Source organism: Xanthomonas sp. WHRI 6108 (assembly GCF_040202385.2).
Lineage (GTDB): Bacteria > Pseudomonadota > Gammaproteobacteria > Xanthomonadales > Xanthomonadaceae > Xanthomonas > Xanthomonas arboricola.
In genome coordinates, this window is the sequence record NZ_CP168198.1 from 2,251,637 (window position 1) to 2,277,046 (window position 25,410).

Here is a 25,410-nt window from a genome sequence, read left to right on the forward strand (position 1 = left end):
GGCTTGCGTGAGGAAGATTTTCGGACGCAAGGTGATCCGAACAATGCACCTCATGCTCTGCTTGCAACCACACACACCTACCATCTCGACTGGTCCTTGCCCGCCTACCGTCGCGGGACCTTACGCGGCATGGATGCCGCGTAAGAGCCTACAAGGACGTACTTGCGGCGTGTCCCGCGATGGTGGGCGGACAAGGGCCCTGCAGCCACCTGCAAGCTGGGTGCTTTACACCTGATCCATCACCCGCCAGACGACCGAAAAGGTACACGCCGCGATTCTGAGCAGAAGTAGCGTCGTGCCGGCGCAGCCCGCTCATCATCGCGGGACCTTGTGCGGCATGGATGCCGCAGTAAGAGCATCGAGGGACGGATTCACGGCGTGTCCCGCAACGGTGGGCAGGCAAGGGCCCTGCTGCCAAGCTACAGAGCTAGGCGCTCTACACCCGACATGGTGTCGTGGAAGTCGTCGAGCAGACGGGCAGGGGAGACCTCACCCTGGTGCTGCAATCGCACGGCATTGCGTGTTCGGCGCCACGCCGGGTGGCACGGCCTGATGCACAAACGCCACAGGTCGGGCAGTGAATACAGCCAGCGGGGCGCCTGCCGAGGCACGCCCCGCTGTCGCACAGAAACGTCAGCGTCCGGATACGTCCACAGCGGCGCCATCCAGCCCCAGGTCCCAGGCCACGGTCGCGAACAGCAGTTCTTCTTCGCTGCAGCTGCGGCGCGGGTGCTGCATTGCCTGCACTTCCGCACGGGCGGCACGCTCCAGCCGTTCCAGCGCGGCCGGCATGCGCACGCTGCGCAGCGCGGGCCGGGCAGCGTCGCTTTGCGCAATGCGCTGGGCGTGTGCAGCCGCCAGCGCGGCTGATTCCAGCACGGCCGTGGGTGCATCGGTGGGCGGGGCAAGGAGCGTCATCAGCGGAATACCAGGTTGTTGCGGAACGACAAATCCCCGGAAGGCCGGGGAATGTCGGAAATCAGACAGTGCGTGGCATCGGTCTTAGAACAGCTCGACCGTACCGGCGCCCATGCCTTGCTGCGCCACCGGCTTGTGCGGCGGACGCTCCCATTCCACACGCATGTCGCGCAGGCGGTTGGACACCTTGGCCAGCGCGGCGACCAGATCGCTGTCGTACACGCCGCCATTGCGATGCAGCAGTTCCTGCAGCGCCACCGCTTCGCGGTTGATCGCGGTGAGGCGATCGAGGTGGGTGTGGATACCGCTCAGCGTCTGCGTGGCGATGTCCTCGAACTGCAGAGCACGCACCGCTTCGGCCACGCTACCGTCGATGGAGCGCGCGCATTCGGAGATTTCGCGCATGCCGTCGCCCAGCGAGGCGTTGATCTGCGCGACGTTCTCCAGCATTGCCGCCGATTCGTGGCGGGCTTCGCGGGAGCGATCCATGTGACGCGAGGCCAGTTGCGAGACCGTTTCACGCACCTTGGCGATCGATTCCTTGGAGCTGTGTGCCAGCTTGCGGATCTGTTCGTTGAAGGTGGTGGAACGCTCGGACAGATTGCGCACCTCGTCGGCGACCACCGCGAAGCCGCGACCGGCTTCACCGGCACGGGCTGCTTCGATGGCGGCGTTCAAGGCCAGCAGGTTGGTCTGGTCGGCGATCGACTTGACGTCTTCCAGCAGCGCGAAGATGCCATCCAGGTGCTGGGCCATCTCATCGATGTGGTGCACCGTGTTGGTACTCTGGCCGCTCACCTGTTCCAGCGCTTCAACCAGTTGCTCCATGCGGGAGCTGGCGTGCTGGGCGAAGCGGGCGACGTCGACACCGGCGCTGCCGTCGTCACCGGCACGGTCGACGATGCGGGCCAATGCCTGGCTTTGCTGGCGCGACTTGCGGTTCATCGCTTCGAAGCTGCCACCAAGACCGGACACGGCCTGGCGGATCAGTTCGCGGGCACGCTCAACTTCCGAGCGCGATCCGTCGACTTCGTTGCTGACGAACGTACGCAGTTCGTTGAGCAGTTGGTCCTGCTCGCGCAGGATGCGGGTCTGGTCCGGATGACGCCGGAACTGGGAGTAGGTCACCCAGGCAGCGAAACCGAGCCAGCTGAGCGTCATGGTCGCCAGGATCGCCCAGCGCACCGAAGCGGGCCAGTCGAATCCGACAGCGAAGGGAAACAGCAAGGTCAGGGCCAAAGGGGCGGCCAGACGGATAAGTGGACGTGAATACATGGGCGTTCTCGGCAGAGTCACGGTTGCTGTATCGGCCGTACCCCCTTTGTCTTTAGCGACGATCGCCACATCGTCTCGCCCGTTCAAGCTTTGTTGACACGCGCCAGCGACCGCCAGCGCGTGTAGCACACCGGGATCGTCAGTGGTTTAGCGCAGCGCGCGGTCCACCGCCTCAATCATTGCGCGCTTGGCAAACAGGAAATCCCACAGGCTGCCACCCATCTGCCGCCACAACACGGCCGAGCGGACCGCGGCCAGCAGCAGCGCGCGGATTTCCGCAACCACGCCGGCCTGCCCCAGGTAATGCGGATTGCCCTGCACCATGACCTTGGGGCGCAGGTGGCTGATGGTCTGCGCATACAGCCCGCCCAGCGAACTCAGCACGTCAGGGTGGCCGCTGTCGCCCAGGCTGTGCGCCTGCCGCGCCGCTGCCTCGATGCCATTGGAGACCGTGGCCACGGTGGCGGTGTCGCGCACGAAGCGGCGCTCCAACTGCAGCACTGCCAGCGCCAGCCGTGGCAGGACCTCGTCCTGGCCCTGGTTGTGGAAATAGTTGTGCAGCAGCCGCAGCCCTGGCGCCAGGTCCGCTGGCGAGCCGTACACGGCCTCCGGCGAGGACGCATCCACCCGGAACACGCTGTCCATGGCGGTACGCACCGTCGCAGCCTCCGAATGCCCGGTCTCGGCGATCCGCCGCACCTGTTGCAGGGCCTGGGCGACGCCAGCAAGCGCCAGCACGCGGTGATCCATGGAAGAACTCATCAAGCCACTACCTCAGGTGAAAAAGAAGATCCCGCCAGTTGGCGTTCCAGCGGCGCATCGGTGGCGGCAATGACTGCGCCACCCAGGCATTCCTCGCCGTCGTACAACACCAGCGACTGCCCGGGCGTCACCGCCCGCTGCGGCCGCTCGAAACGCACCTGCACGCTGCCATCGTCCTGCACCTCCACCGTGCACGGCTCGTCGGGCTGCCGGTAACGTGTCTGTGCGGTGCAGCCGAAGCTGCGCGCCGGCGGCGCCCCGGTGACCCAATGGGCCTGCTCGGACTGCAGCCAACGCGATTGCAGCAGCGGGCTGTCGCGGTCCTGGTCCACATACAGCACGTTGCTCGCTACATCCTTGCCGACCACGTACCACGGCGCGGCGGCACGCCCACGCACGCCACCGATGTTCAGGCCTTCGCGCTGACCGAGGGTGAAATAGAACACCCCCGGATGCTCGGCGATGCGCTGCCCCTGGGGGTCGCGGATCTCGCCGCTGCGCGCGGGCAGGTAACGGCCCAGAAACTCGCGGAAATCGCGTTCGCCGATGAAGCAGATGCCGGTGGAATCCTTCTTGGCATGGGTCGGCAGACCGGCGTCCTGGGCGACCCGGCGCAGCGTGCTTTTTTCCATATCGCCGATCGGAAACAGCGTCGCGGCCAGCTGGGTATGGCCCAGCTGATGCAGGAAATAGCTCTGGTCCTTGCTGCGGTCGGCGCCGCGCAGCAGGCGCCAGTGCCCGCCGCTGTGCGCCACCCGCGCGTAGTGGCCAGTGGCGATGCGCTCGGCGCCCAGCGCCTGGGCCGCCTCCAGAAAATGCTTGAACTTGACCTCGCGGTTGCACAGCACGTCCGGGTTCGGCGTGCGCCCGGCCGCGTATTCGGCCAGGAAGTGTTCGAACACGCCGCTCCAGTATTCGCCGGAAAAATCGCGGAAGTGGAACGGGATGCCCAGCACCCCGCATACCGCCACCGCATCGCGGCGGTCGTCCTCGGCGCGGCAATCGCCGCTGCCGTCGTCGGCCCAGTTCTGCATGAACAGCCCTGCGATCGACTCGCCCTGCTGGGCCAGCCGCCAGGCCGCCACCGACGAATCCACACCGCCGGAGACACCGACAACGATCCGCGGCGTACTCATGCGACGTGCCGCACCAAGGCCAGGGGATGGCGCTGGCCGGCCAGATAGTCGGCCACCACCTCCCACACCAGCGGGCTGCGCAGGCGCTCGCTCGCGCTGCGCAATTCGTCCGGCGTCATCCACAACGCGCGCACCACGCCGGTATCCAGGCTGCGCTCGGGATGGTGGGTCACGGCCTCGGCGACAAACGCAAACCGCAGGAAGCATTGGCCAGTCGGGGCGACCCATTGGTAGGTGCCGATGAAGTGGGTCAGGCGGACATCCCAGCCGGTCTCTTCCAGCGTCTCGCGCACCGCCGCATCGAGCAGGCTCTCGTCCGGTTCCAGATGCCCGGCAGGCTGGTTCAACAACAGCTTGCCGCCAATGGTCTCTTCCACCTGCAGGAAGCGCCCGTCGCGCACCACCACGGTGGCCACGGTGACATCCGGATGCCAACGTTGGTCGGAAGCACTCATCGCTGCGGGTCCTGCGTGATTGGGGCCGCGCTCGCGCTGGCGGCGAACCGTACGGTTTGAAGCCGGGTCAAGCGGCGCTGCGACCCGGCAAGGTGCACGGAGCTGGACAAGTCGGCAGTGAACGACGGCGCCAGCAACCGCGCGGTCAGGGAATCGGTCATCAAGGGCCAGCCATGGAATCGGAGACAAATTGTGCGGGGCGCGGCGTAAATCGTCCAATGCGTGCGGCGATGAACCGTATAATGCCCGGATGCCTCGTAAGACCTCACACGAACACGATCACGGCCTCACCGTCGAAGCCAGCAAGCCTGAAGTGGCGCCACCGCCGCGTTATCAGGTGCTTTTGCTGAACGACGACTACACCCCGATGGACTTCGTGGTGACGGTGCTGCAGCAGTTTTTCAACCTCGATCTGGAGCGGGCCACGCAGGTCATGCTGCATGTCCACACCCGTGGACGCGGCGTCTGCGGGGTCTACAGCCGCGAAGTTGCCGAGTCCAAGGTGGCGCAGGTCAATGAATTTTCGCGCATGAACCAGCACCCGCTGCTGTGCACGATGGAACAGACCTGAGGCGTCAATCCGATCATTCCAGCAGCGCAACACTGTGGCTGCAATCACATGCTAACGCCGTCTGAACATGCCTATCCGATAGGGTTGTGGTAAATCCCAACAAAAGCCGCATATTGTTGGCAACAGCCGTTCGGAGTTACCAATGTTCAGCAAAGACCTAGAGCAAACCATCGGCCAGTGCTACAAGCGAGCACGCGAGGCGCGTCATGAGTTCATGACCGTCGAGCACCTGCTGCTCTCGCTGCTGGACAACCCGTCCGCCCAGGCCGTCCTCAAGGCTTGCGGCGCCGACCAGGTGCGTTTGCACAACGATCTGGAGCAGGCGATCGAGGCCTCGGTCTCGCGCCTGGCCGAAGACGATGGCCGCGACACCCAGCCCACCCTGGGCTTCCAGCGTGTGCTGCAGCGTGCGGTCTATCACGTGCAATCCTCGGGCAAGAAGGAAGTCACCGGCGCCAACGTGCTGGTCGCGATCTTCGGTGAGAAGGATTCGCACGCGGTGTACTTCCTGAACCAGCAGGACATCACCCGTCTGGATATCGTCAATTACCTCTCCCACGGCATCGCCAAGCTGGGTGAAGACGGCGAGCAGCCGTCCGCCTCCGATGGCGAACCCAAGAGCGAGGGCGGGGAGGGCGAGGCCAAAGGCGATGCGCTGGCCGAGTTCGCCACCAATCTTAACGAGCAGGCCCGCAACGGCAAGATCGACCCGTTGGTCGGCCGTGGCGACGAAATCGAGCGCACCATCCAGGTGCTGTGCCGCCGCCGCAAGAACAACCCGCTCTACGTGGGCGAGGCCGGCGTGGGCAAGACCGCGATCGCCGAAGGTCTGGCCAAGCGCATCGTCGACAACGACGTGCCGGAGGTACTGGCCGATGCAGTGATCTTCTCGCTGGACCTGGGCGCGCTGGTGGCCGGCACCAAGTACCGCGGCGACTTCGAAAAGCGCCTCAAGGGCGTGCTGGCGGCGCTGAAGAAGGTGCCCAACGCGGTGCTGTTCATCGACGAGATCCATACCATCATCGGTGCCGGGTCGGCGTCGGGTGGCACCATGGATGCGTCCAATCTGATCAAGCCGGCGCTGTCGTCGGGCGAGCTGCGCTGCATCGGCTCGACCACGTTCCAGGAATACCGCGGCATCTTCGAAAAGGACCGTGCACTGGCACGTCGCTTCCAGAAGATCGACATCGTCGAGCCGACCGTGGGCGAGACCTTCGAAATCCTGCAGGGCCTCAAGCCCAAGTACGAGGCGCATCACGGCGTGACCTATGCCGATGACGCGCTGCAGGCGGCCGTAGACCTGTCGGTCAAGCACATCGGCGACCGCCTGCTGCCGGACAAGGCGATCGATGTGATCGACGAGGCCGGTGCGCGTCAGCGTCTGCTGCCGGAAGGCAAGCGCAAGGAACTGATCGATATCGAGGAGATCGAGACCATCGTCGCCAAGATGGCGCGGATTCCGGCCAAGCAGGTCAGCGCGACCGACAAGGACGTGCTGCAGCATCTGGAGCGCAACCTGAAGATGGTGATCTTCGGGCAGAACCCGGCGATCGAGACGCTGGCCGGTTCGATCAAGCTGGCGCGCTCGGGCCTGGCCAATCCGGAAAAGCCGATCGGCAACTTCCTGTTTGCCGGCCCTACCGGCGTCGGCAAGACCGAGGTCACCAAGCAGCTTGCGCTGCAGCTCGGGATCGAACTGGTGCGCTTCGACATGTCCGAGTACATGGAGGCGCATTCGATCAGCCGCCTGATCGGTGCGCCTCCAGGTTATGTGGGCTTCGATCAAGGCGGTCTGTTGACCGAGAAAATCGTCAAGACGCCGCACTGCGTGCTGCTGCTGGACGAGGTGGAGAAGGCGCATCCGGACATCTTCAACATCCTGTTGCAGGTCATGGATCGCGGCATCCTGACCGACACCAACGGGCGCGAGGCGAACTTCAAGAACGTGATCCTGGTGATGACGACCAATGCCGGCGCCACCCAGGCCTCGCGGCGGTCGATCGGCTTCACCAAGCAGGATCACTCCACCGATGCGATGGAGTCGATCCGCCGCGGCTTCACGCCCGAGTTCCGCAACCGCCTGGATGCGATCGTGCAGTTCCAGCCGCTGGGCTTCGATCACATCCTGCGGGTGGTGGACAAGTTCATCATCGAGCTGGAAATGCTGTTGCAGGAAAAGCATGTCTCGCTGTCGGCCACCCCGACTGCGCGCGACTGGCTGGCCCAGCACGGCTTCGATCCGTTGATGGGCGCGCGCCCGATGTCGCGTGTGATTCAGGAGAAGATCAAGCGTCCGCTGGCCGACGAACTGTTGTTCGGCAAGCTGGTGGAAGGCGGTCGGGTCAGTATCGACGTCAAGGATGGCGAACTGGTGGTGGAAGCGCACCCGGAACCGGAGCGTCTGCTGCCGGCAACGGTCGACTGACCGCCTTGCGGTCCTGAAACGAAAGAACCGCTCGAAAGAGCGGTTTTTTTTATGCCCTCAGAACTTGTGGCCCGAGTGAGGGGCGCGTAGAAACCGGGCGGCGATCGCGGCTCGCGAGGAGCAACGACAGCGCGCTTCCGGAGCTTGGGCAGGGTAGCGATCGAGGCGCAAGCGCCGGAGGCAAGGCAAGCGAAGACAGAAGCAAGCCGACACTGCCGAATCACCGCTGCCAACCCGATACGCAAATCTCGGGCACGACAAAAAGCGGCCATTGGCCGCCTCGCGTCTCACACCAGAACCGCTTACTTCATGCGGTAGGTAATACGACCCTTGGTCAGGTCGTAGGGAGTCATCTCAACTTTGACCCGGTCGCCGGTCAGGATGCGGATGTAGTTCTTGCGCATGCGGCCGGAGATGTGGGCGATGATTTCATGCCCGTTTTCCAGCTTGACCCGGAACGTGGTGTTGGGGAGCGTCTCGCTGACGCTGCCTTCGAATTCAATGGAGTCGTCTTTCGACATGTAATCCTGTGCAATCACGGCTGGCCCGGAAGGGCCGTAAGGGACGGCATTTTACGCCCCATCTCCCCGCGGTGCAAATTTTATGTTAAGCGGACTTCAGCAAGCGCGCTGGCAGGCCGCTCGCCGTAGCGCTCGGACCAACTGCCGGGTGCCGCCGCCTGGCCGACCTGCAGCCGCACCTGCTGCAGGAACTCTGCACGTGTCAGGCGTTGCGCACCCAGGCGCATCAGGTGCGGATTTTCCACCTGCGCATCGAGCAACGGCCACCCGCGGGAGTGCAGGTGCGCGGCCAGTGCCGCCAGCGCCACCTTGGAGCCGCCGCTGTCGGCACTGAACATGCTCTCGCCGAAGAACATCCGGCCGACCGCCACGCCGTAGATGCCGCCGACCAGGCGCGTGCCATCGAATACTTCCAGCGAATGCGCGTGGCCCAGCCGATGCAGTTCGATGTAGGCCTGCTGCATCGGCGTGGTGATCCAGGTGCCATCCTGGCCGGCACGCGGAATCGACGCGCAGGCATCGATCACCTGCGCGAAGGCGGTATCGGCGCGCACGATCCAGGGGCTGCTGCGCAGCTGGCGACGGAAACGCGAGGACAGGCGCACGCCATCGGTGCGAAACACCGTGCGTGGGTCCGGGCTCCACCACAGAATCGGCTGGCCTTCCGAGAACCACGGAAACACGCCACTGGCATAGGCGTTGAGCAGGCGCTGCGGCGACAGATCGCCGCCGATGGCGAGCAGGCCGTCCGGCTCGCGCAACGCGGACTCGGCCGGAGGAAACGGGGCGGCCGGATCGGCCGCCAGCAGGTAGGGAAGGGCGCGGGACATGCGCGCAGTGTAGAGCGTGTCGTACATGCTGCACCCAGTGCGACGACCATCGCCGGCATGCGACGGTCAGCGGGTGTGGTCGACACGCGTTGCGGCATGCGTCCGCAAGCACCGCGATGCTGGGCGCGTAGTTCGCACTCGCCAGACGAATGTTCTCTGGGTGGATTGGCCGCCTTGCTCCGACGTCCCCAATACGCCCGGCCGGCGATCAGCGGCGACTGCGCGCTACGTCGCCGCCGCGCGGCTCAGTCGCGAAACGGGCTGTGCTCGGACAGCTCGCGTGCATGCCGGGCCACCGCCTGGCGCTCGTCGGCACACCATTGCGCCAGCGGCTCGCGGAAGCCGGTGTCGGCGATCCAGTGGCGGCTGCGGACCAGGGTCGGCAGAAAGCCGCGCGCGATCTTGTGCTCGCCTTGCGCGCCGGGCTCGAAGCGGGCCAGGCCCTCGCGCAGACAGTATTCGATGCCCTGGTAGTAGCAGGTTTCAAAATGCAGCCCCGGAAGGGCTTCACCGCCCCAGTAACGCCCGTACAGCGTGTCGCGCCCGCGCAGACAGAGCGCGCCGGCGATCGGTTTCCCGTCCAGCTCGGCCAGAAACATTACCAGCTGGCGCGGCAGGTGCCGGGCCAGGTGATGCAGGAATTCCGGCGTCAGCGCGGGCGAGTTGCCGTATTCGTTGAAGGTCTTGAGATAGAAGCCGTACATCGCTTCCAGGTCGGCGTCGCTGGCTTCATCGCCATGCACCACGCGCAACTGCACGCCGGCTCGCTGCACCTTGGCGCGCTCCTGGCGGATGTTTTTGCGCCGTTTGTGGTCCATCGCCGCCAGGAAGCTTTCGAAATCGCTCCAGCCGCTGGCGTTGTGCCAGTGGTACTGCAGATCGTTGCGCTCCAGCCAGTCGGCGTCGAAGGCGCTGTCTTCGTCGGCCGGATGGAAGTTGACGTGCGCCGACGACAGCCCGCTGCGCTCCACCAGCGTGCGCATCGCCGCGAGCAACTGCGGGCGCCAGCGCGCTGCGCCCAGCAGGCGCGGTCCGGTCACCGGCGAGTAGGGCACCCCGCACAGCCACTTGGGGAAGTACTCCTGACCGTAGCGCGCATAGGCGTGCGCCCAGGCGTGGTCGAACACGAACTCGCCATGCGAGTTGTTCTTCAGGTACCCCGGCGCGGCGGCGACCAGCGTGTCGCCATCCCATAGTGTCAGGTGCAGCGGGTTCCAGCCCCAGTCCGGGCGCAGGCAGCCCTCCTGCTCCAGGCCTTCCAGGAACGCGTAAGAAATGAATGGGTGCGCGCCGTCATGCAGCGCGTCCCATGCACCGGCCGGAAGCTCGTCCAGCCGGCGGCACCAGCGGGCGGTGACGCTCATGCGCACGGTCCGCTGGTTTCGGCGCTGCCCGCGCGGCGCGGCCGGCGGTCAGCAGCCACCTCAGGCGCTCTTGTCGAGGTAGCGCTCGGCATCCAGCGCGGCCATGCAGCCGAAGCCGGCCGAGGTGATCGCCTGGCGGTAGTGCTGGTCGGCGACGTCGCCGGCGGCGAACACACCGGCCACCGAGGTCTCGGTCGCCGCGCCGTTGAGGCCGGAGCGGATTTCCAGGTAGCCGTTGTTCATCGCCAGCTGGCCGTCGAACAGTTGCGTGTTGGGATGATGGCCGATGGCAACGAAGAAGCCGTGCGCGACGATCTCGCGGGTGCTGCCGTCGAGGGTGGACTTGACCCGCACGCCGGTGACGCCGGCATCGTTGCCCAGTACTTCATCGATGGCGTGGTGCCAGACGGTTTCGATCTTGCCGGCGGCGACTTTGGCGAACAGCTTGTCCTGCATGATCTTTTCGGCGCGCAGCGTGTCGCGGCGATGCACCAGGTAGACCTTGCGGGCGATGTTGGACAGGTACAGCGCTTCTTCGACCGCGGTATTGCCGCCGCCGACCACCACCACGTCCTGGTCCTTGTAGAAGAAGCCGTCGCAGGTGGCGCAGGCGGACACGCCGCGGCCCTTGAAGGCTTCCTCACTGGGGATGCCCAGGTACTTGGCGGTGGCGCCGGTGGAGATGATCAGTGCGTCGCAGGTGTATTCGGCACCGTCGCCGGTCAGACGGAACGGGCGCTGCGACAGGTCGGCGGTGTGGATGTGGTCGAAGATCACCTCGGTCTCGAAGCGCTCGGCATGCGCCTGCATGCGGCTCATCAGGTCCGGGCCCATCAGGCCGTGGGGGTCGCCCGGCCAGTTGTCGACTTCGGTAGTGGTCATCAGCTGGCCGCCTTGCTGCAGGCCGGTGATCACCACCGGCTTGAGGTTGGCGCGGGCGGCGTAGACCGCGGCGGTCCAGCCGGCCGGGCCGGAGCCCAGGATCAGCAGACGGGAATGCTTGGCGGGACTGGCAGAAGAGGCGCTCATGTATACTCGCGATCTAGGAATTGGCAGGGCAGGCGGGTGAATTCGCGCCCCTGTGGCGGCATAGAGTGGCGGTCCCCACCCGGTGAATCAAGGCGGCGCGATGGAACTGCTTGAACCGCAGATGGCATGGTCCACCCAGTACGCGTAATCAACGCCGCCCCGTGCGGCGTTTTTTGTTGACCATCGCATGCCTGGGCAGGCGATGCGCATGCAACAGCTGAAACCGTGGCCTCAGTCGTTTATTATCAACCACTAACAGCATTTTTCTAAGGTCTGGCTACAGGTGGCAAAGCAGGTTCCCGAACGCAGCAAGCCCGCTGAGGGCAAGACGTCCTCGCGCAAGACAGCGGCGGCGGACAATCCGCGTCGGCAAAAGCTCTGGCGCGATCTGGCATTGATCGCGGTGGCGCCGCTGCTGCTGTATCTGCTGGCCAGCCTGTTCACCTATTCGAGCGCCGATCCGGGCTGGTCGCAGACCGGCAGCGTGGTCGCGCCGGTGCACAACATGGGCGGCCGCGTCGGTGCCTGGACGGCCGACGTGCTGCTGCAGCTGTTCGGTTATGTGGCCTTCCTGCTGCCGGTGGTGCTGGGCGCGGTGGCCTGGATCGCCTTGTTCGGCATGGACAAGGAAGGACAGGCCGAGGCCGACCTGGGGCCGGCATTGCGGCTGGTCGGCATGGTGGGTTTCCTGATCGCTTCGACCGGCTTCCTGCATCTGCGCCTGTTCAGCGGCGACGTGGCCGCCGCTGGCGGGATCCTGGGGCGGTTGGTTAGCAATTCGCTGAGCGCCGGGTTCGGGGCCTTGGGCGCGAACCTGTTCGTGCTGGTGCTGCTGCTGGTGTCGATCACCCTGGCCACCGGCCTGTCGTGGTTTGCGGTGATGGAGCGCATCGGCACCTGGGTGCTGGCGCTGGGGCCGCTGATGCAGCGCAAAACCCACCAGGCCACCGAGTGGCAGCAGACCCGTGTGATGCGCGAAGAGCGCGAGGAAGTGCGCAAGGTCGATGCGGTCAAGCAGGCCAAGCGCGAGCCGGTCAAGATCGAGCCGCCGCCGGCACCGGTGGTGGAAAAGAGCGAGCGCGCCAAGCGCGATACCCAGATCCCGATGTTCCAGGGCGTGAGCACCGACGGCTCCGACCTGCCGCCGCTGGCCCTGCTGGACGACCCCAAGCCGCAGGCCAAGGGCTATTCGGAAGAGACGCTGGAGACGCTGTCGCGGCAGATCGAGTTCAAGCTCAAGGATTTCCGCATCGAGGCGCAGGTGGTCGGGGCCTATCCGGGCCCGGTGATCACCCGCTTCGAGATCGAGCCGGCACCGGGCATCAAGGTCAGCCAGATCAGCTCGCTGGACAAGGACATCGCGCGCGGGCTGTCGGTCAAGTCAGTGCGCGTGGTCGACGTGATCCCGGGCAAGTCGGTGATCGGCCTGGAGATCCCCAACGTCAGCCGCGAGATGATCTTCCTGTCCGAGCTGCTGCGCTCCAAGGAATACGACAAGTCGGCCAGCCCGCTGACCCTGGCCCTGGGCAAGGACATCGCCGGGCGCCCGACGGTGGCCGACCTGGCGCGCATGCCGCACTTGCTGGTGGCCGGTACCACCGGCTCGGGCAAGTCGGTGGCGGTCAACGCGATGGTACTGAGCCTGCTGTTCAAGGCCTCGCACAAGGAACTGCGCATGCTGATGATCGACCCGAAGATGCTCGAATTGAGCGTCTATCAGGGCATCCCGCATCTGCTGGCGCCGGTGGTCACCGACATGAAGGAGGCCGCCAACGGCCTGCGTTGGTGCGTGGCCGAGATGGAGCGCCGCTACAAGCTGATGAGCGCGGTGGGCGTGCGCAACCTGGCCGGCTTCAACAAGAAGATCAAGGACGCCATCGACGCCGGCCAGCCGATGATGGACCCGTTGTTCAAGCCCAACCCCGAGCTGGGTGAGGCGCCGCGGCCGCTGGAGACGCTGCCGTTCATCGTGATCTTCATCGACGAATTCGCCGACATGATGATGATCGTCGGCAAGAAGGTCGAAGAGTTGATCGCGCGCCTGGCGCAGAAGGCGCGTGCGGCCGGTATCCATCTGATCCTGGCCACGCAGCGGCCGTCGGTGGACGTGATCACCGGCCTGATCAAGGCCAATATCCCGACCCGCGTGGCGTTCCAGGTCAGCTCCAAGATCGACTCGCGCACCATCCTGGATCAGTCCGGCGCCGAAGCGCTGCTGGGCAATGGCGACATGCTGTATCTGCCGCCCGGCACTGCGCTGCCGGACCGCGTGCATGGTGCCTTCGTCAGCGACGAGGAAGTGCATCGGGTGGTCGAGCATCTCAAGGCCAGCGGGCCGGTGTCCTACGTCGAGGGCGTGCTGGACGAGGTTCAGACCATGGGCGATGGCACCGTGGTCGGTGCGACCGGTTTGCCGGAAAGCAGCGGCGGTGGCGGCGACGAGTCAGACCCCCTGTACGACGAAGCCTTGCGCATCGTCACCGAAACCCGGCGTGCCTCGATCTCCGGCGTGCAGCGGCGCTTGAAGATCGGCTACAACCGCGCCGCACGCCTGATCGAAGCGATGGAAGCGGCCGGCGTGGTCAGCCCGCCCGAGCACAATGGCGATCGCACCGTGCTGGCACCGCCGCCGCCCAAGTAATCGGCGGCCGGCGACGCGGCGCGTATCGGCCTGGTCGACGCCGCGTTCCCTGCTGATGCGGAGTGTGCGCGCGTATGCACATGCGCATGGATGCGGCAATGTTGGAGGCCGGTGCCTGACGCTGCGGCACGCACCGGCTACCCTGTTGCACGAGGGCCGCTCCGGCCCGCCGCGATCAAGACCCATGCTGCGTCGTTCCGTGTTGCTGTTGCTGCTGCTGATCTCACTGCCATTGCTGGCCCAGGCCGAGCAACAGGCCGCGCCTGCTGCCGCTGCGGCGCGCATGCAGGCCGACACCAACTACAGCTTCGTGCGCTATCGCGCCGACTACGAAGTGCGTGCCGATGCCAGCAGCGTGGAAACCGACGAGTACGAGATCCTGCTCAAGACCAAGTCGGCGGTGGAACAGTTCAGCCAGGTGCGGCTGAGCTATAGCGAGAAGATGGAAACCCTGGAGGTGCTGCAGGCCTACACCGTCACCGCCGAAGGGCTGCGCCAGGATGTGGCGCCCGACAAGATCTACACCCAGGAAAGCTACTCCAGCGCGGCGGCGGCGATGTATGCCGACCGCAAGGTCAAGGTGGTGGTGTTCCCGAATCTGGCCCCGGGCGCGCGCATCGTCTATCGCGTGCGGCGTGCGCAGAACACCCCGTACTTCCCCGGCTACTTCAGTCTGTGGGAGACCTTCAGCGTGTTCGCGCAATACGACGATGCGGTGGTCACGCTGGTGGCACCGAAGGCATTGCCGATGCATTTGTCGGTGCGCGGCTTGCAGGGCGGGACCAGGCCGGTGGTGCGTGGCGATCAGGCGCGCTGGGAGTGGCGCTATCAGCGCACCACGCCGATGAAGAACCAGAACTGGAGCGCGGCGACCTGGGAGTTCAGCCCCACCTTGATGGCCAGCACCTTCGACAGCTGGGCGCAGATGGGCCTGGCCTATCACGTCAAGGGTGGCCGCGCCGCCGCGGTGACGCCGGCGATCCAGTCGCTGGCCGACGCGGTGACCCGCGGCATCGACGCGCCGCGGGCGCAGGCCGCTGCGCTGTACGCGTGGGTGGCGCGCAATATCCGCTACGTGGCGGTATACCTGGGCAACGGCGGGCTGGAGCCCAACAGCGCCGACAGCATCCTGGCCAACCACTATGGCGACTGCAAGGACCACACCGTGATCCTGGAAGCCTTGCTGGCGGCCAAGGGCATTGCCAGCACACCTGTGCTGATCGGTGCCGAAGGCGGGCCGACGCTGCCGCCAATTCCGGTGCTCGGCCGCTTCAATCACGCCATCACCTACATCCCGGCGTTCGATCTGTATGTCGATTCGACCAATCCGTACGCGCGCTTCGGCCAATTGCCGGCCGGCGACCTCGGGGCGCCGGTGGTGCATACGCTGGACGGCAAGGTCACGCATACCCCGCCCAACGACCGCAAGGTCAACCGCTACGTCGCGCGTACCGAGTACCGCTTTACCCCGCAGGGCGGGCTGCACGGCCTGACCACGCTCGACAGCGGACAGACCGGCGAGGTGGGGCTGCGTGCGATGTTCGTGCAGCTCAATGCGCAGAACCGCAATCGCATCGAGGAGTCGATCATTGCGCAGTCCGGCTTCGACGGCACCGGCGATCTGTTGATCCAGGGCGACCCGCTGGATCTGGATGCGCCGTTCAACTATCGCTACTCCTTCCAGGCCGAGGATGCGGTGGATTTTTCGGTGGTCGGCGGCATGACCTTGCCCGATATGCCCGGTGCCGAATCCACCCGAGGCATCTATACGACCACCTCGGCCGACGACAACCTGACCCCGTTCTACTGCAACGACAGCGTGCGCGAAGAAACCTATGTGGTGAGCTTCCCGGCGACGGTGCCGATCATCGCGATTCCGCGCAGCAGCCGCTTTCGCAACGCTGCTGGCGAGTACGCGGTCGAGTGGACGCGCCAGGGCCAGACGGTGACGGCGGTGCATCGCTTGCAACGCGCGGCAGTACGTGGGCCGCAGGCGCTGTGTCAGCCGCAGGATTACCGCGCGTTTCGTGAGCTCTACCAGCAGGTGCGGCGCGGCTTTCGCGGGCAGATCGTGTATGGCGATCTGTCCAAGGTACAGACGGCGCAGTGAGATGAATCGACTGGCGGCGGCCGCGATCTGAACGCCTTGTGCGATAGCGCTCGCCCATTCATCCAGGAAGTATCAGAATTCCCGCATTCCCTTTCTGGAACACCGCGATGCATCGCCAGCTCCGTTATGCCGTTCTCGCCACCGCCCTGTTCGCCGGCACCGCGTTTGCCGGTGCGCGCCAGGAGCTGGACACGTTCACACGCGGCCTGAAAGGCCTGGACGGGCAGTTCAGTCAGCAGGTCTCCGATGCCAACGGCCGGGTCAAGGAACGCGCGAGCGGGCGGGTGGCATTGTCGGCGCCGCGCCAGTTCCGTTGGGAATACGCCAAGCCCTACAAGCAGCTGATCGTGGCCGACGGCAAGAAGGTGTGGGTGTTCGACCCGGACCTGGAGCAGGTGACCGTGCGTGCGCAGGGCAGCGAAGAACAGAACAGCCCACTGGTTGCATTGATCGACCCGGCGCGCCTGGACAAGCAATACGACGTCAGCGAAGAAGCGGCGCCACGTGACGGACTGCAATGGCTGTCGCTGACGCCCAAGGTCGACACCGAAGCCAGTTTCCAGATGGCCTCGCTGGGGTTCGGCAAGGATGGCCTGGCCAGGATGGAAGTGGTGGATGCGGTCGGCCAGCGCACTGCGATCAGCTTCAGCGGCTGGAAGCGCAATCCGGCATTCGCGGCCGACACCTTCCGCTACACGCCGGGCAAGGGTGTGGACGTGGTCGGCGACGCGCAGTAAGCCGTTGCTTGCAGCAGTCGTGCAGCCAACGGCCGTGTTCGCAGAAGGTCGTTGGCTGACGCGATACAATGCCGCGTGGCACGAACCAAGCTCCCCATCACTCCCGAAGCCGATCTGCTCAGCGTAGACGGCGAGCACCTGCGCCCGCTGGCCGAGCGCATGCGTCCGCGCACCCTCGACGAGATGGTCGGGCAGAAGCGACTGCTCGCGCCCGACAGCGCATTGCGACGCGCGGTGGAATCCGGCCGCGTGCATTCGATGATCCTGTGGGGTCCGCCCGGTTGCGGCAAGACCACCCTGGCGCTGCTGCTGGCGCATTACGCCGACGCCGAGTTCAAGGCGATCTCGGCAGTGCTGTCGGGTTTGCCCGAGGTGCGCCAGGTGCTGGCCGAGGCTGCGCAGCGCTTTGCCGGCGGGCGCCGCACGGTGTTGTTCGTCGATGAAGTGCACCGCTTCAACAAGGCGCAGCAGGATGCGTTCCTGCCGCATATCGAGCGTGGCACGATCCTGTTCGTCGGTGCGACGACCGAAAATCCCTCGTTCGAACTGAATTCGGCATTGTTGTCGCGCTGCCGCGTGCACGTGCTGGAAGGCGTTTCGCCGCAGGACATCGTCGAGGCCTTGCAACGTGCGCTGCACGATCCGGAGCGCGGGCTGGGGCAGGAGAGCATCCAGGTCAGCGATGCCTTGCTGCTTGAAATTGCCAGCGCGGCCGACGGCGACGTGCGCCGTGCATTGACCCTGCTGGAGATCGCCGCGGAACTGGCAGGCGGCGAGGGTGGCCAGATCACTCCGCAGACGCTGCTGCAGGTGCTGGCCGACCGCACGCGTCGCTTCGACAAGAACGGCGAGCAGTTCTACGACCAGATTTCGGCGCTGCACAAATCGGTGCGCAGTTCCAACCCCGATGCCGCGCTGTACTGGCTCACGCGCATGCTCGACGGCGGCTGCGACCCGGCCTATCTGGCACGGCGGCTGACCCGCATGGCGATCGAGGACATCGGCCTGGCCGATCCGCGCGCGCAGAGCATGGCGCTGGAGGCCTGGGACATCTACGAGCGTCTGGGCAGCCCGGAGGGCGAGCTGGCGTTCGCGCAACTGGTGCTGTATCTGGCCAGCACCGCCAAGTCCAATGCCGGCTATGCCGCCTTCAACCAGGCCAAGGCCGAGGTGCGCGCCACCGGCACGCAGGAGGTGCCGCTGCATCTGCGCAACGCGCCGACCAAGCTGATGAAGACGCTGGGCTACGGGCAGGACTATCAGTACGACCACGATGCCGAAGGCGGGATCGCGCTGGACCAGACCGGCTTTCCGGATGCGATGGGCGAGCGGGTCTATTACAACCCGGTGCCGCGCGGGCTGGAGATCAAGCTCAAGGAAAAGCTCGACCGCCTGCGCGCCGCGCGCGAACAGGCGCGGGCTGACAAGGGCGGCAAGCCCACGGCATAATCGGCCGCACAGGAGATGGCATTCCTCCTTGAACCGCACGCACCCTGCGCGCTGATGATGCCTGCCCACCCCCGCCGGGGCGGCAGGTCTGTGCCCCGGCATCTTTTCTTGCTCAGAAAACGGATGATGCCGACATGCACGACACCTTGTTGAAACCCCCTTCGGCCGCCTGCGGAGTGCGCGCATGAACGCACCGGTGTGGTGGCAGCAATTGCTGCTGGCGATGACCGGCGGTGCGCTGGGCTCCGGCCTGCGCTTTGCCATCGGTGCCTCGTTGCTGCAGCGCTTCGGTAACGGATTTCCGTGGGGCACGCTGACCGTGAATCTGCTCGGCTCGTTCGTCGCCGGTGTGCTGCTGGTCTGGCTGGATGCGCGCGGCCCGGCGAGCTGGCCGTTGCGGGCCTTGCTGATCGTCGGCGTGATCGGCGGGCTAACCACGTTCTCGTCGTTGATGATGGAATGCCTGGTGTTCGCACGCACGGATCGGTCTGCGATGATCGGCGTGTATCTGGCCATCACGCTGATGGCCGGACTGGCGCTGGTGTTTGCCGGTGCGCGTGCCGGTCAGTGGCTGGTGGCGCGTTAGGCGCAGCTCTGCCGTGTAATCGCGGCAGTGAAGCCAAGGCCGGGATGCGGCGACGTTGCGAGCGTAGATACACGCCGACGATTGAATGGCTGGCATGGGTTGGCGCCGCCGGGCAACGGTCAACGTGCCATCAGGAGCCATGCTCGGACGCGACGCCTGGCCGCGTGCCTGTCGGGCGCGCCGACGGATGCTTGGTGTCGCTGGCATTCGCTGGCGACCGTTTGCACTGGCGCATAAAAAAGGCATGCTCGCGCACGCCCTGATTGACTGACAGCCTGGTCGGCGTTGCGGGATCGGCCCGACGGCCGATCCCGCAATGCATGACTTACAGCGCTTCGATGATGCCCGCCGCGCCCATGCCGGTGCCGATGCACATGGTGACCATGCCGTACTTCTGCTGACGACGGCGCAGGCCGTGTACCAGGGTGGCGGCACGGATCGCACCGGTTGCGCCCAGCGGGTGGCCCAGGGCGATGGCGCCGCCGAGCGGGTTGACCTTGGACGGATCCAGCTCGCTGTCGCGGATCACCGCCAACGCCTGTGCGGCGAAGGCTTCGTTGAGCTCGATCCAGTCGATCTGATCCTTGGTCAGGCCGGCCTGCTTGAGCGCCTTGGGAATCGCCGCGATCGGGCCGATCCCCATCACCTCCGGACGCACGCCGGCCACCGAGAAGCTGACAAAGCGCGCCAGCGGGGTCAGCCCGTAATCCTTGATCGCCTGCTCGGAGGCCAGCAGCACCGCACCGGCGCCGTCGCTCATCTGCGAGGAGTTGCCGGCGGTGACGCTGCCGCCGAACTGGCCGTTGCGGAACACCGGACGCAGCTTGGCCAGGCCTTCGAGCGAGCTGTCGGGGCGCGGGCCTTCATCGGTGTCGACCAGCCGCTTGCGCAGCGCGATGACGTTGCCGGCCAGGTCGGGCTGGTGCGAGAGGATTTCGTAGGGAGTGATCTCGTCGCGGAATTCGCCGGCGGCAATGGCGGCAATCGCCTTCTGGTGCGAAGCGAGCGCGAATGCATCCTGATCCTCGCGCGAGACCTTCCATTCCTCGGCCACTTTCTCGGCGGTGATGCCCATGCCGTAGGCGATCGCGACGTGGTCGTCGGCAAAGACGTTCGGCGACATGGCGACCTTGTTGCCCATCATCGGCACCATCGACATCGACTCGGTACCGCCGGCCAGCATCAGGTCGGCATTGCCCAGACGGATCTGGTCGGCGGCCATCGCCACGGCCTGGATGCCGGACGAACAGAAACGATTGATGGTCTGGCCGGCCACGCTGTTGGGCAGGCCGGCGAGCAGCACGCCGATGCGCGCCACGTTCATGCCTTGCTCGCCCTCGGGCATCGCGCAGCCGATGATGGCATCGTCGATCCGCGACAGATCGATGCCCGGCGCCTGCGCCACCACCGCACGCAGCACGTGCGCCAGCATGTCGTCGGGACGGGTATTGCGGAACACGCCCTTCGGTGCCTTGCCGACCGGCGTACGGGTGGCGGCGACGATGTAGGCTTCTTGAATCTGCTTGCTCATGGCTATCTCCGATAGCCGGGATTGGGGAGTCGGGATTGGGGATTCGCAACTGCGGATCCTGATTCCTGAATGGTCCTGCCCGGCGGATGAATTTGGTGGAAGCGAGAATGTTGGAGGGCAGGGGAGCCGCTGTTACGAATCCCCAAACCCGAATCCCGAATCTCAGTTCCTCAGCGGCTTACCCGTCTTGAGCATGTGCCCAATCCGCGCCTGGGTCTTTTCCTGCTGGGCCAGTTCGACGAAGTGCTTGCGCTCCAGCTTGAGCAGCCATTCCTCGTCGACCAGTGCGCCGCGATCGACTTCACCGCCACACATCACCGTGGCGATGCGGGTGGCGATTTCATAGTCGTAGTCGCTGATGAAGCGGCCCTCCAGCATGTTGACCAGCAGCATCTTGAAGGTGGCGATGCCGACGTCGCCGGCGACCTGGATGCGGCGTGCCGGCAGCGGGGCGCGGTAGCCGCCTTCAGCCAATGCGCGCGCTTCGGCCTTGGCGATGTGCAGCGCCTCGAAGCTGTTGAACACCACCTTGTCGGTGGCGCGCAGCAGGCCCAGCTCCTTGGCATTGACCGCCGAATTGGACACCTTGGCCATCGCGATGGTTTCGAAGGTCTTCTTCAGCTCGGCGAACACATCGCCGCCCGGACCTGCGGCCTGCGAGGCGCGCACGGCGATTTCCTTCAGGCCGCCACCGGCCGGCAGCAGGCCAACGCCAGCTTCGACCAGGCCGATGTAGCTTTCCAGCGAGGCCACGGTCTTGGCGCTGTGCATCTGGAACTCGCAGCCGCCGCCCAGCGCCAGCCCGCGCACGGCCGAAATCACCGGCACCTGCGCGTACTTGATGCGCTGGCTGGTGGCCTGGAAGTTGGCGACCAGCGCTTCGAATGCATCGACCTTGCCGGCCTGCAGCAGACCCAGCGCGCCGGCCAGATCGGCGCCGGCGGAGAAGGGCTCCTTCTGCTGCCAGATCACCAGCCCGGCGAAGTCCCTCTCGGCGCGGCCAACGACCTCCTGCAGGCCATTGAGCACGTGATCGGAGACGGTGTTCATCTTGGTCTTGAAGCTGACCACGGCGATGTCGTCGCCGTCATGCCACATGCGCACGCCGTCGTTTTCGAACACCGTCTCGCCCGGCGAGAACTGCTCGCCCAGCAGCGGATCGGGGAAGCGCTGGCGCTTGTACACCGGCAGTGCCGAGCGCGGCAGCTTGGCGTCGCGCGCCGGGCTGTACGAGCCTTCGGCCGCATGCACGCCGTCGCGGCCGTCGAACACCCAGTTCGGCAGCGGCGCGCTGCTCATGCTCTTGCCGTTGGAGATGTCTTCGGCAATCCACTGCGCTACCTGCTTCCAGCCGGCGGCCTGCCAGGTCTCGAACGGGCCGAGCGACCAGCCGTAGCCCCAGCGGATCGCCAGATCCACGTCGCGCGCGGTCTCGGCGATATCGGCCAGGTGATAGGCGCTGTAGTGGAACAGGTCGCGGAAGGTAGCCCACAGGAACTGCGCCTGCGGGTGCTGGCTCTCGCGCAGTTTGGCGAACTTCTCGGCCGGGTTCTTGATCTTGAGGATCTCGACCACTTCCGGCGCCGCGCTGCGATCGGCGGTTCTGTAATCCTGCTTCTCCAGGTCCAGCACCACGATGTCCTTGCCGACCTTGCGGAAGATGCCGGCACCGACCTTCTGGCCGAGCGCGCCCTTGCCGATCAGCGCCTCCAGCCACTTGGGCGACTTGAAGTACTGGTGCCACGGATCGTCGGGCAGGGTGTCGCCCATGGTCTTGATCACGTGCGCCATGGTGTCCAGGCCGACCACGTCCGAGGTGCGGTAGGTCGCCGACTTCGGGCGCCCGACCAGCGGGCCGGTCAGCGCATCGACTTCATCGAAGCCCAGCCCGAACTCGGCGGTGTGGTGGATGGTGGACAGGATCGAGAACACGCCGATGCGGTTGCCGATGAAGTTCGGGGTGTCCTTCGCATACACCACGCCCTTGCCCAGCGTGGTGACCAGGAAGCTTTCCAGTCCTTCCAGCACGGCCTTGTCGGTGCCCTTGGCGGGAATCAGTTCGGCCAGGTGCATGTAGCGCGGCGGATTGAAGAAATGCACGCCGCAGAAGCGGTGGCGCAACTGCTCGGGCAGCACGTCGGAGAGCTTGTTGATGCCCAGGCCCGAGGTATTGGAGGCCAGCACGGCGTGATCGGCCACGAACGGGGCGATCTTCTTGTACAGGTCCTGCTTCCAGTCCATGCGCTCGGCAATCGCTTCGATGATCAGGTCGCAATCGCGCAGCTGCTCCAGACCGCTTTCATAGTTGGCCGGCGTGATCGCCTCGGCCAGGGCCTTGCTGGCGAGCGGGGCAGGGCTGAGCTTGCCGAGGTTGGCGATGGCCTTGAGCACGATGCCGTCGGCAGGACCTTCCTTGGCAGGCAGGTCGAACAGCACGGTGTCGACACCGGCATTGGTGAGGTGCGCGGCGATCTGCGCGCCCATGACGCCGGCACCGAGCACGGCAGCACGACGGACTAGCAACGGATTGGACATAGCGATGAGCCTTTGGTGTGAGCGACTACGGTGTGGAATGGGTACGGAAACCGGGTTCCGCAAAACGAATCAATTCGCGCGCGGCGCGCGCGCGGTGGTCGGCCTCGCTGACCCCGGCCGGGCGCTTGATCAGTCCGAAATCGGCCATCGCATAGGTGAGCGCACCGGCCAGGAAATCCAGGCGCCAGTACAGCTCTTCCTTGCTCAGGCCCGGCACGCAGGCAGCGATGGCCTTGCCGAACTCGCGCAGCACATGCCCGTAGTGGTCGGACAGGAACTTGCGCAGGTTGTCGTTCTTTTCAGCATAGGCGCGCGCAATTACCCGCACGAACGCGCCGCCGCTCTGGCGGTCCTGCGCCATTGCCAGCGCCGGCTCGACGAAGGCCGCCAGCACCGCGGTGAGCTCGCCCGGCTGTGACTTCCTGGCCGCCTCCAGTTGCTGCAGGCGCGCGGCGGTCATCTCGTCCATGCGGCGACGGAACACCTCGTTGACCAGGTTTTCCTTGGACCCGAAGTGGTAATTGACCGCCGCGATATTGACGTCGGCCTGGGTGGTCAGCTGGCGCAGCGAGGTTCCCGCGAAGCCATGCTGGGCGAACAGCTCCTCGGCCGCGCCGAGGATGCGGTCCTTGGTGGAGAAGTGGGCGGGCTTGGGCATGCGCGGGGCGGAACTCAATCAAACGATTGTTTGAGTCTACGGGCTGGACGCTGTGGCGGTCATGCGGCAACGCAGCACGATTCAGGGGGCGGTGTGCAAATGCAGCGACGAAGGGATAGAATTGACCATCGCAAAGAAGCCTAAGCCCGCGTTTTGACGCGGGTTTTTTTCATGATAACCTCGGGCCTTCAGTGGCCCGCCCAACGGAGATCCTCCCATGGCGCTGGAGCGCACCCTGTCCATCATCAAGCCCGACGCCGTTGCCAAGAACGTCATCGGCGAAATCTACAGCCGTTTCGAGAAGGCCGGCCTGAAGATCGTGGCGTCCAAGTACAAGCAGCTGTCGCGTCGCGAAGCCGAAGGCTTCTATGCCGTGCACCGCGAGCGTCCGTTCTTCAACGCGCTGGTCGAGTTCATGATCTCCGGCCCGGTGATGATCCAGGCGCTGGAAGGCGAGAACGCCGTTGCCGCACACCGTGACCTGCTGGGCGCGACCAATCCCAAGGACGCTGCGCCGGGCACCATCCGCGCCGACTTCGCCGACTCGATCGATGCCAATGCCGCCCACGGCTCGGATTCGGTCGAGAACGCTATCAACGAAGTCGCGTATTTCTTTGCCGCCACCGAAGTGGTCTCGCGCTGAGGCCGAGAGAGTCGAATCGTGAATGAGGTCGTGATCCCCTCCGTGCTGCAGGACGTTCCCGTCCGTACCCCGGAACTGCGCAAGCAGAACCTGCTCGACCTCGATCGCGAGGGACTGGAGCGCTTCTTCGCCGACACGCTCGGCGAAGCGCGCTACCGTGCCCATCAGGTGATGAAGTGGATCCACCATCGCTACGTCACCGATTTCGATCAGATGACGGACCTCGGCAAGGCGCTGCGTGCGAAGTTGCACCAGCACGCCGAGGTCCTCGTCCCGAATGTCGTGTTCGACAAGCCGTCCACCGACGGGACTCACAAGTGGCTGCTGGCCATGGGTACCGACGGCAAGAACGCGATCGAAACCGTCTACATCCCCGACAAGGGCCGCGGCACGCTGTGCGTATCGTCCCAGGTCGGCTGCGGCCTGAACTGCACCTTCTGTTCGACTGCCACCCAGGGCTTCAACCGCAACCTCACCACCGCCGAGATTGTTGGGCAGGTGTGGGTGGCGGCGCGCCATCTGGGCAACGTGCCGCACCAGCAGCGCCGCCTCACCAATGTGGTGATGATGGGCATGGGCGAGCCGCTGATGAATTTTGACAACGTCGTGCGCGCGATGAGCGTGATGCGCGACGACCTGGGCTACGGCCTGGCCAGCAAGCGGGTGACGCTGTCGACCTCCGGCCTGGTGCCGATGATCGACCGGCTCTCGACCGAAAGCGATGTCTCGCTGGCGGTCTCGCTGCATGCGGCCAACGACACGCTGCGCGAAAGCCTGGTGCCGTTGAACAAGAAATACCCGATCGCCGAGCTGATGGAATCCTGCGCGCGTTATCTGCGCGGCAACAAGAAGCGCGATTCGGTCACCTTCGAATACACCTTGATGAAAGGCATCAACGACCAGCCCGAGCATGCGCGCCAGCTGGCCAGGTTGATGCGTCAGTTCGACAATGCGGTGCAGTCCAAGGACGCCGGCAAGGTCAACCTGATTCCGTTCAATCCATTCCCGGGCACGCGTTACGAGCGCTCGGGCGAGACCGAGATCCGCGCGTTTCAGAAGATCCTGCTCGACGCACAAGTGCTGACGATGGTGCGGCGGACCCGTGGCGACGATATCGACGCCGCCTGCGGGCAGCTCAAGGGGCAGGTCATGGACCGCACCCGTCGTCAGGCGGATTTCCTGCGCACCCTGGAAGGGCAGGCCGGTCGAGATGCGGCAGCGTGATCTAGCAGCC

Annotated in this window: 21 protein-coding genes and 1 riboswitch; of the genes, 9 read left to right on the forward strand and 12 right to left on the reverse strand. The window is 65.5% G+C overall.

Annotated features, from left to right (window positions below; translation table 11 throughout):
• Positions 1 to 633 precede the first annotated feature (633 nt).
• The 5 genes from ABQ039_RS09660 to ABQ039_RS09680 form a co-directional block, all read right to left on the reverse strand.
• The gene (locus ABQ039_RS09660) at positions 634 to 918 is read right to left on the reverse strand and encodes a hypothetical protein (RefSeq protein WP_047128680.1); all 285 of its coding nucleotides are present in this window, start codon (positions 916 to 918) and stop codon (positions 634 to 636) included.
• A gap of 84 nt (positions 919 to 1,002) precedes the next feature.
• Positions 1,003 to 2,280: a methyl-accepting chemotaxis protein gene (locus ABQ039_RS09665; RefSeq protein WP_180968744.1), complete on the reverse strand. Its 1,278-nt coding sequence runs from the start codon at positions 2,278 to 2,280 to the stop codon at positions 1,003 to 1,005.
• A gap of 60 nt (positions 2,281 to 2,340) precedes the next feature.
• Positions 2,341 to 2,955, reverse strand: coding sequence for a high frequency lysogenization protein HflD (gene hflD / locus ABQ039_RS09670; RefSeq protein ID WP_024940108.1), 615 nt, complete (start codon positions 2,953 to 2,955; stop codon positions 2,341 to 2,343).
• The gene (mnmA, locus tag ABQ039_RS09675) at positions 2,955 to 4,091 is read right to left on the reverse strand and encodes a tRNA 2-thiouridine(34) synthase MnmA (protein WP_184612014.1); all 1,137 of its coding nucleotides are present in this window, start codon (positions 4,089 to 4,091) and stop codon (positions 2,955 to 2,957) included. The genes hflD and mnmA overlap by 1 nt, the downstream gene beginning before the upstream one ends.
• The gene (locus tag ABQ039_RS09680) at positions 4,088 to 4,546 is read right to left on the reverse strand and encodes an NUDIX hydrolase (RefSeq protein WP_024940110.1); all 459 of its coding nucleotides are present in this window, start codon (positions 4,544 to 4,546) and stop codon (positions 4,088 to 4,090) included. The genes mnmA and ABQ039_RS09680 overlap by 4 nt, the downstream gene beginning before the upstream one ends.
• A 250-nt stretch (positions 4,547 to 4,796) precedes the next feature.
• Here ABQ039_RS09680 and clpS point away from each other — a divergent pair, with 250 nt between their 5' ends.
• Both clpS and clpA read left to right on the forward strand, forming a co-directional pair.
• Positions 4,797 to 5,117, forward strand: coding sequence for an ATP-dependent Clp protease adapter ClpS (gene clpS / locus ABQ039_RS09685; protein WP_016901748.1), 321 nt, complete (start codon positions 4,797 to 4,799; stop codon positions 5,115 to 5,117).
• Positions 5,118 to 5,259: 142 nt separating this feature from the next.
• The gene (gene clpA / locus ABQ039_RS09690; RefSeq protein WP_039527343.1) at positions 5,260 to 7,542 is read left to right on the forward strand and encodes an ATP-dependent Clp protease ATP-binding subunit ClpA; all 2,283 of its coding nucleotides are present in this window, start codon (positions 5,260 to 5,262) and stop codon (positions 7,540 to 7,542) included.
• Positions 7,543 to 7,844: 302 nt separating this feature from the next.
• Here the strand turns inward: clpA and infA are convergent, their stop codons facing one another.
• From infA to trxB, 4 genes are all read right to left on the reverse strand, one after another.
• Positions 7,845 to 8,063, reverse strand: coding sequence for a translation initiation factor IF-1 (infA, locus tag ABQ039_RS09695; RefSeq protein WP_002813418.1), 219 nt, complete (start codon positions 8,061 to 8,063; stop codon positions 7,845 to 7,847).
• An 80-nt stretch (positions 8,064 to 8,143) separates the two neighbouring features.
• Positions 8,144 to 8,893, reverse strand: a complete 750-nt coding sequence (gene aat, locus ABQ039_RS09700) for a leucyl/phenylalanyl-tRNA--protein transferase (protein ID WP_184612012.1) — start codon at positions 8,891 to 8,893, stop codon at positions 8,144 to 8,146.
• A 245-nt stretch (positions 8,894 to 9,138) separates the two neighbouring features.
• Positions 9,139 to 10,257, reverse strand: coding sequence for a GNAT family N-acetyltransferase (locus tag ABQ039_RS09705; RefSeq protein WP_184612010.1), 1,119 nt, complete (start codon positions 10,255 to 10,257; stop codon positions 9,139 to 9,141).
• Positions 10,258 to 10,317: 60 nt separating this feature from the next.
• Entirely contained in the window at positions 10,318 to 11,286 is a 969-nt protein-coding gene (trxB, locus tag ABQ039_RS09710) for a thioredoxin-disulfide reductase (protein WP_016901755.1), read from the reverse strand.
• 283 nt (positions 11,287 to 11,569) lie between these two features.
• On the opposite strand from trxB, the gene ABQ039_RS09715 reads away from it, so the two are divergent.
• From ABQ039_RS09715 to crcB, 5 genes are all read left to right on the forward strand, one after another.
• The gene (locus tag ABQ039_RS09715) at positions 11,570 to 13,927 is read left to right on the forward strand and encodes a DNA translocase FtsK (protein WP_104574548.1); all 2,358 of its coding nucleotides are present in this window, start codon (positions 11,570 to 11,572) and stop codon (positions 13,925 to 13,927) included.
• A gap of 184 nt (positions 13,928 to 14,111) precedes the next feature.
• Complete coding sequence (locus ABQ039_RS09720) at positions 14,112 to 16,037, forward strand: DUF3857 and transglutaminase domain-containing protein (protein WP_184612008.1); 1,926 nt, start codon at positions 14,112 to 14,114, stop codon at positions 16,035 to 16,037.
• A 107-nt stretch (positions 16,038 to 16,144) separates the two neighbouring features.
• Complete coding sequence (gene lolA / locus ABQ039_RS09725; protein ID WP_016901760.1) at positions 16,145 to 16,774, forward strand: outer membrane lipoprotein chaperone LolA; 630 nt, start codon at positions 16,145 to 16,147, stop codon at positions 16,772 to 16,774.
• 159 nt (positions 16,775 to 16,933) lie between these two features.
• Positions 16,934 to 18,223: a replication-associated recombination protein A gene (locus ABQ039_RS09730; protein ID WP_260298196.1), complete on the forward strand. Its 1,290-nt coding sequence runs from the start codon at positions 16,934 to 16,936 to the stop codon at positions 18,221 to 18,223.
• Between the two features lie 2 nt (positions 18,224 to 18,225).
• A riboswitch (Fluoride riboswitch) is annotated at positions 18,226 to 18,294 on the forward strand.
• A gap of 113 nt (positions 18,295 to 18,407) precedes the next feature.
• Positions 18,408 to 18,809 (forward strand): fluoride efflux transporter CrcB, encoded by a 402-nt coding sequence (crcB, locus tag ABQ039_RS09735; RefSeq protein ID WP_184612004.1) that lies wholly within the window; start codon positions 18,408 to 18,410, stop codon positions 18,807 to 18,809.
• Positions 18,810 to 19,134: 325 nt separating this feature from the next.
• Here the strand turns inward: crcB and ABQ039_RS09740 are convergent, their stop codons facing one another.
• The 3 genes from ABQ039_RS09740 to ABQ039_RS09750 all read right to left on the reverse strand — a co-directional run bounded on the left by ABQ039_RS09740 (position 19,135) and on the right by ABQ039_RS09750 (position 23,533).
• Positions 19,135 to 20,340, reverse strand: coding sequence for an acetyl-CoA C-acyltransferase (locus tag ABQ039_RS09740; RefSeq protein WP_024940117.1), 1,206 nt, complete (start codon positions 20,338 to 20,340; stop codon positions 19,135 to 19,137).
• 162 nt (positions 20,341 to 20,502) lie between these two features.
• Positions 20,503 to 22,875, reverse strand: a complete 2,373-nt coding sequence (locus ABQ039_RS09745) for a 3-hydroxyacyl-CoA dehydrogenase/enoyl-CoA hydratase family protein (protein WP_102256772.1) — start codon at positions 22,873 to 22,875, stop codon at positions 20,503 to 20,505.
• Positions 22,876 to 22,900: 25 nt separating this feature from the next.
• Positions 22,901 to 23,533 carry a TetR/AcrR family transcriptional regulator gene (locus tag ABQ039_RS09750; protein WP_024940119.1) on the reverse strand — a complete coding sequence of 211 codons (633 nt, stop codon included), beginning with the start codon at positions 23,531 to 23,533 and terminating at the stop codon, positions 22,901 to 22,903.
• 217 nt (positions 23,534 to 23,750) lie between these two features.
• On the opposite strand from ABQ039_RS09750, the gene ndk reads away from it, so the two are divergent.
• A complete protein-coding gene (ndk, locus tag ABQ039_RS09755; RefSeq protein WP_184612002.1) occupies positions 23,751 to 24,176 on the forward strand; it encodes a nucleoside-diphosphate kinase in 426 nt (141 codons plus the stop codon).
• A gap of 18 nt (positions 24,177 to 24,194) precedes the next feature.
• Positions 24,195 to 25,400 (forward strand): 23S rRNA (adenine(2503)-C(2))-methyltransferase RlmN, encoded by a 1,206-nt coding sequence (rlmN, locus tag ABQ039_RS09760; protein WP_039527310.1) that lies wholly within the window; start codon positions 24,195 to 24,197, stop codon positions 25,398 to 25,400.
• The last annotated feature ends 10 nt before the right edge of the window (positions 25,401 to 25,410 follow it).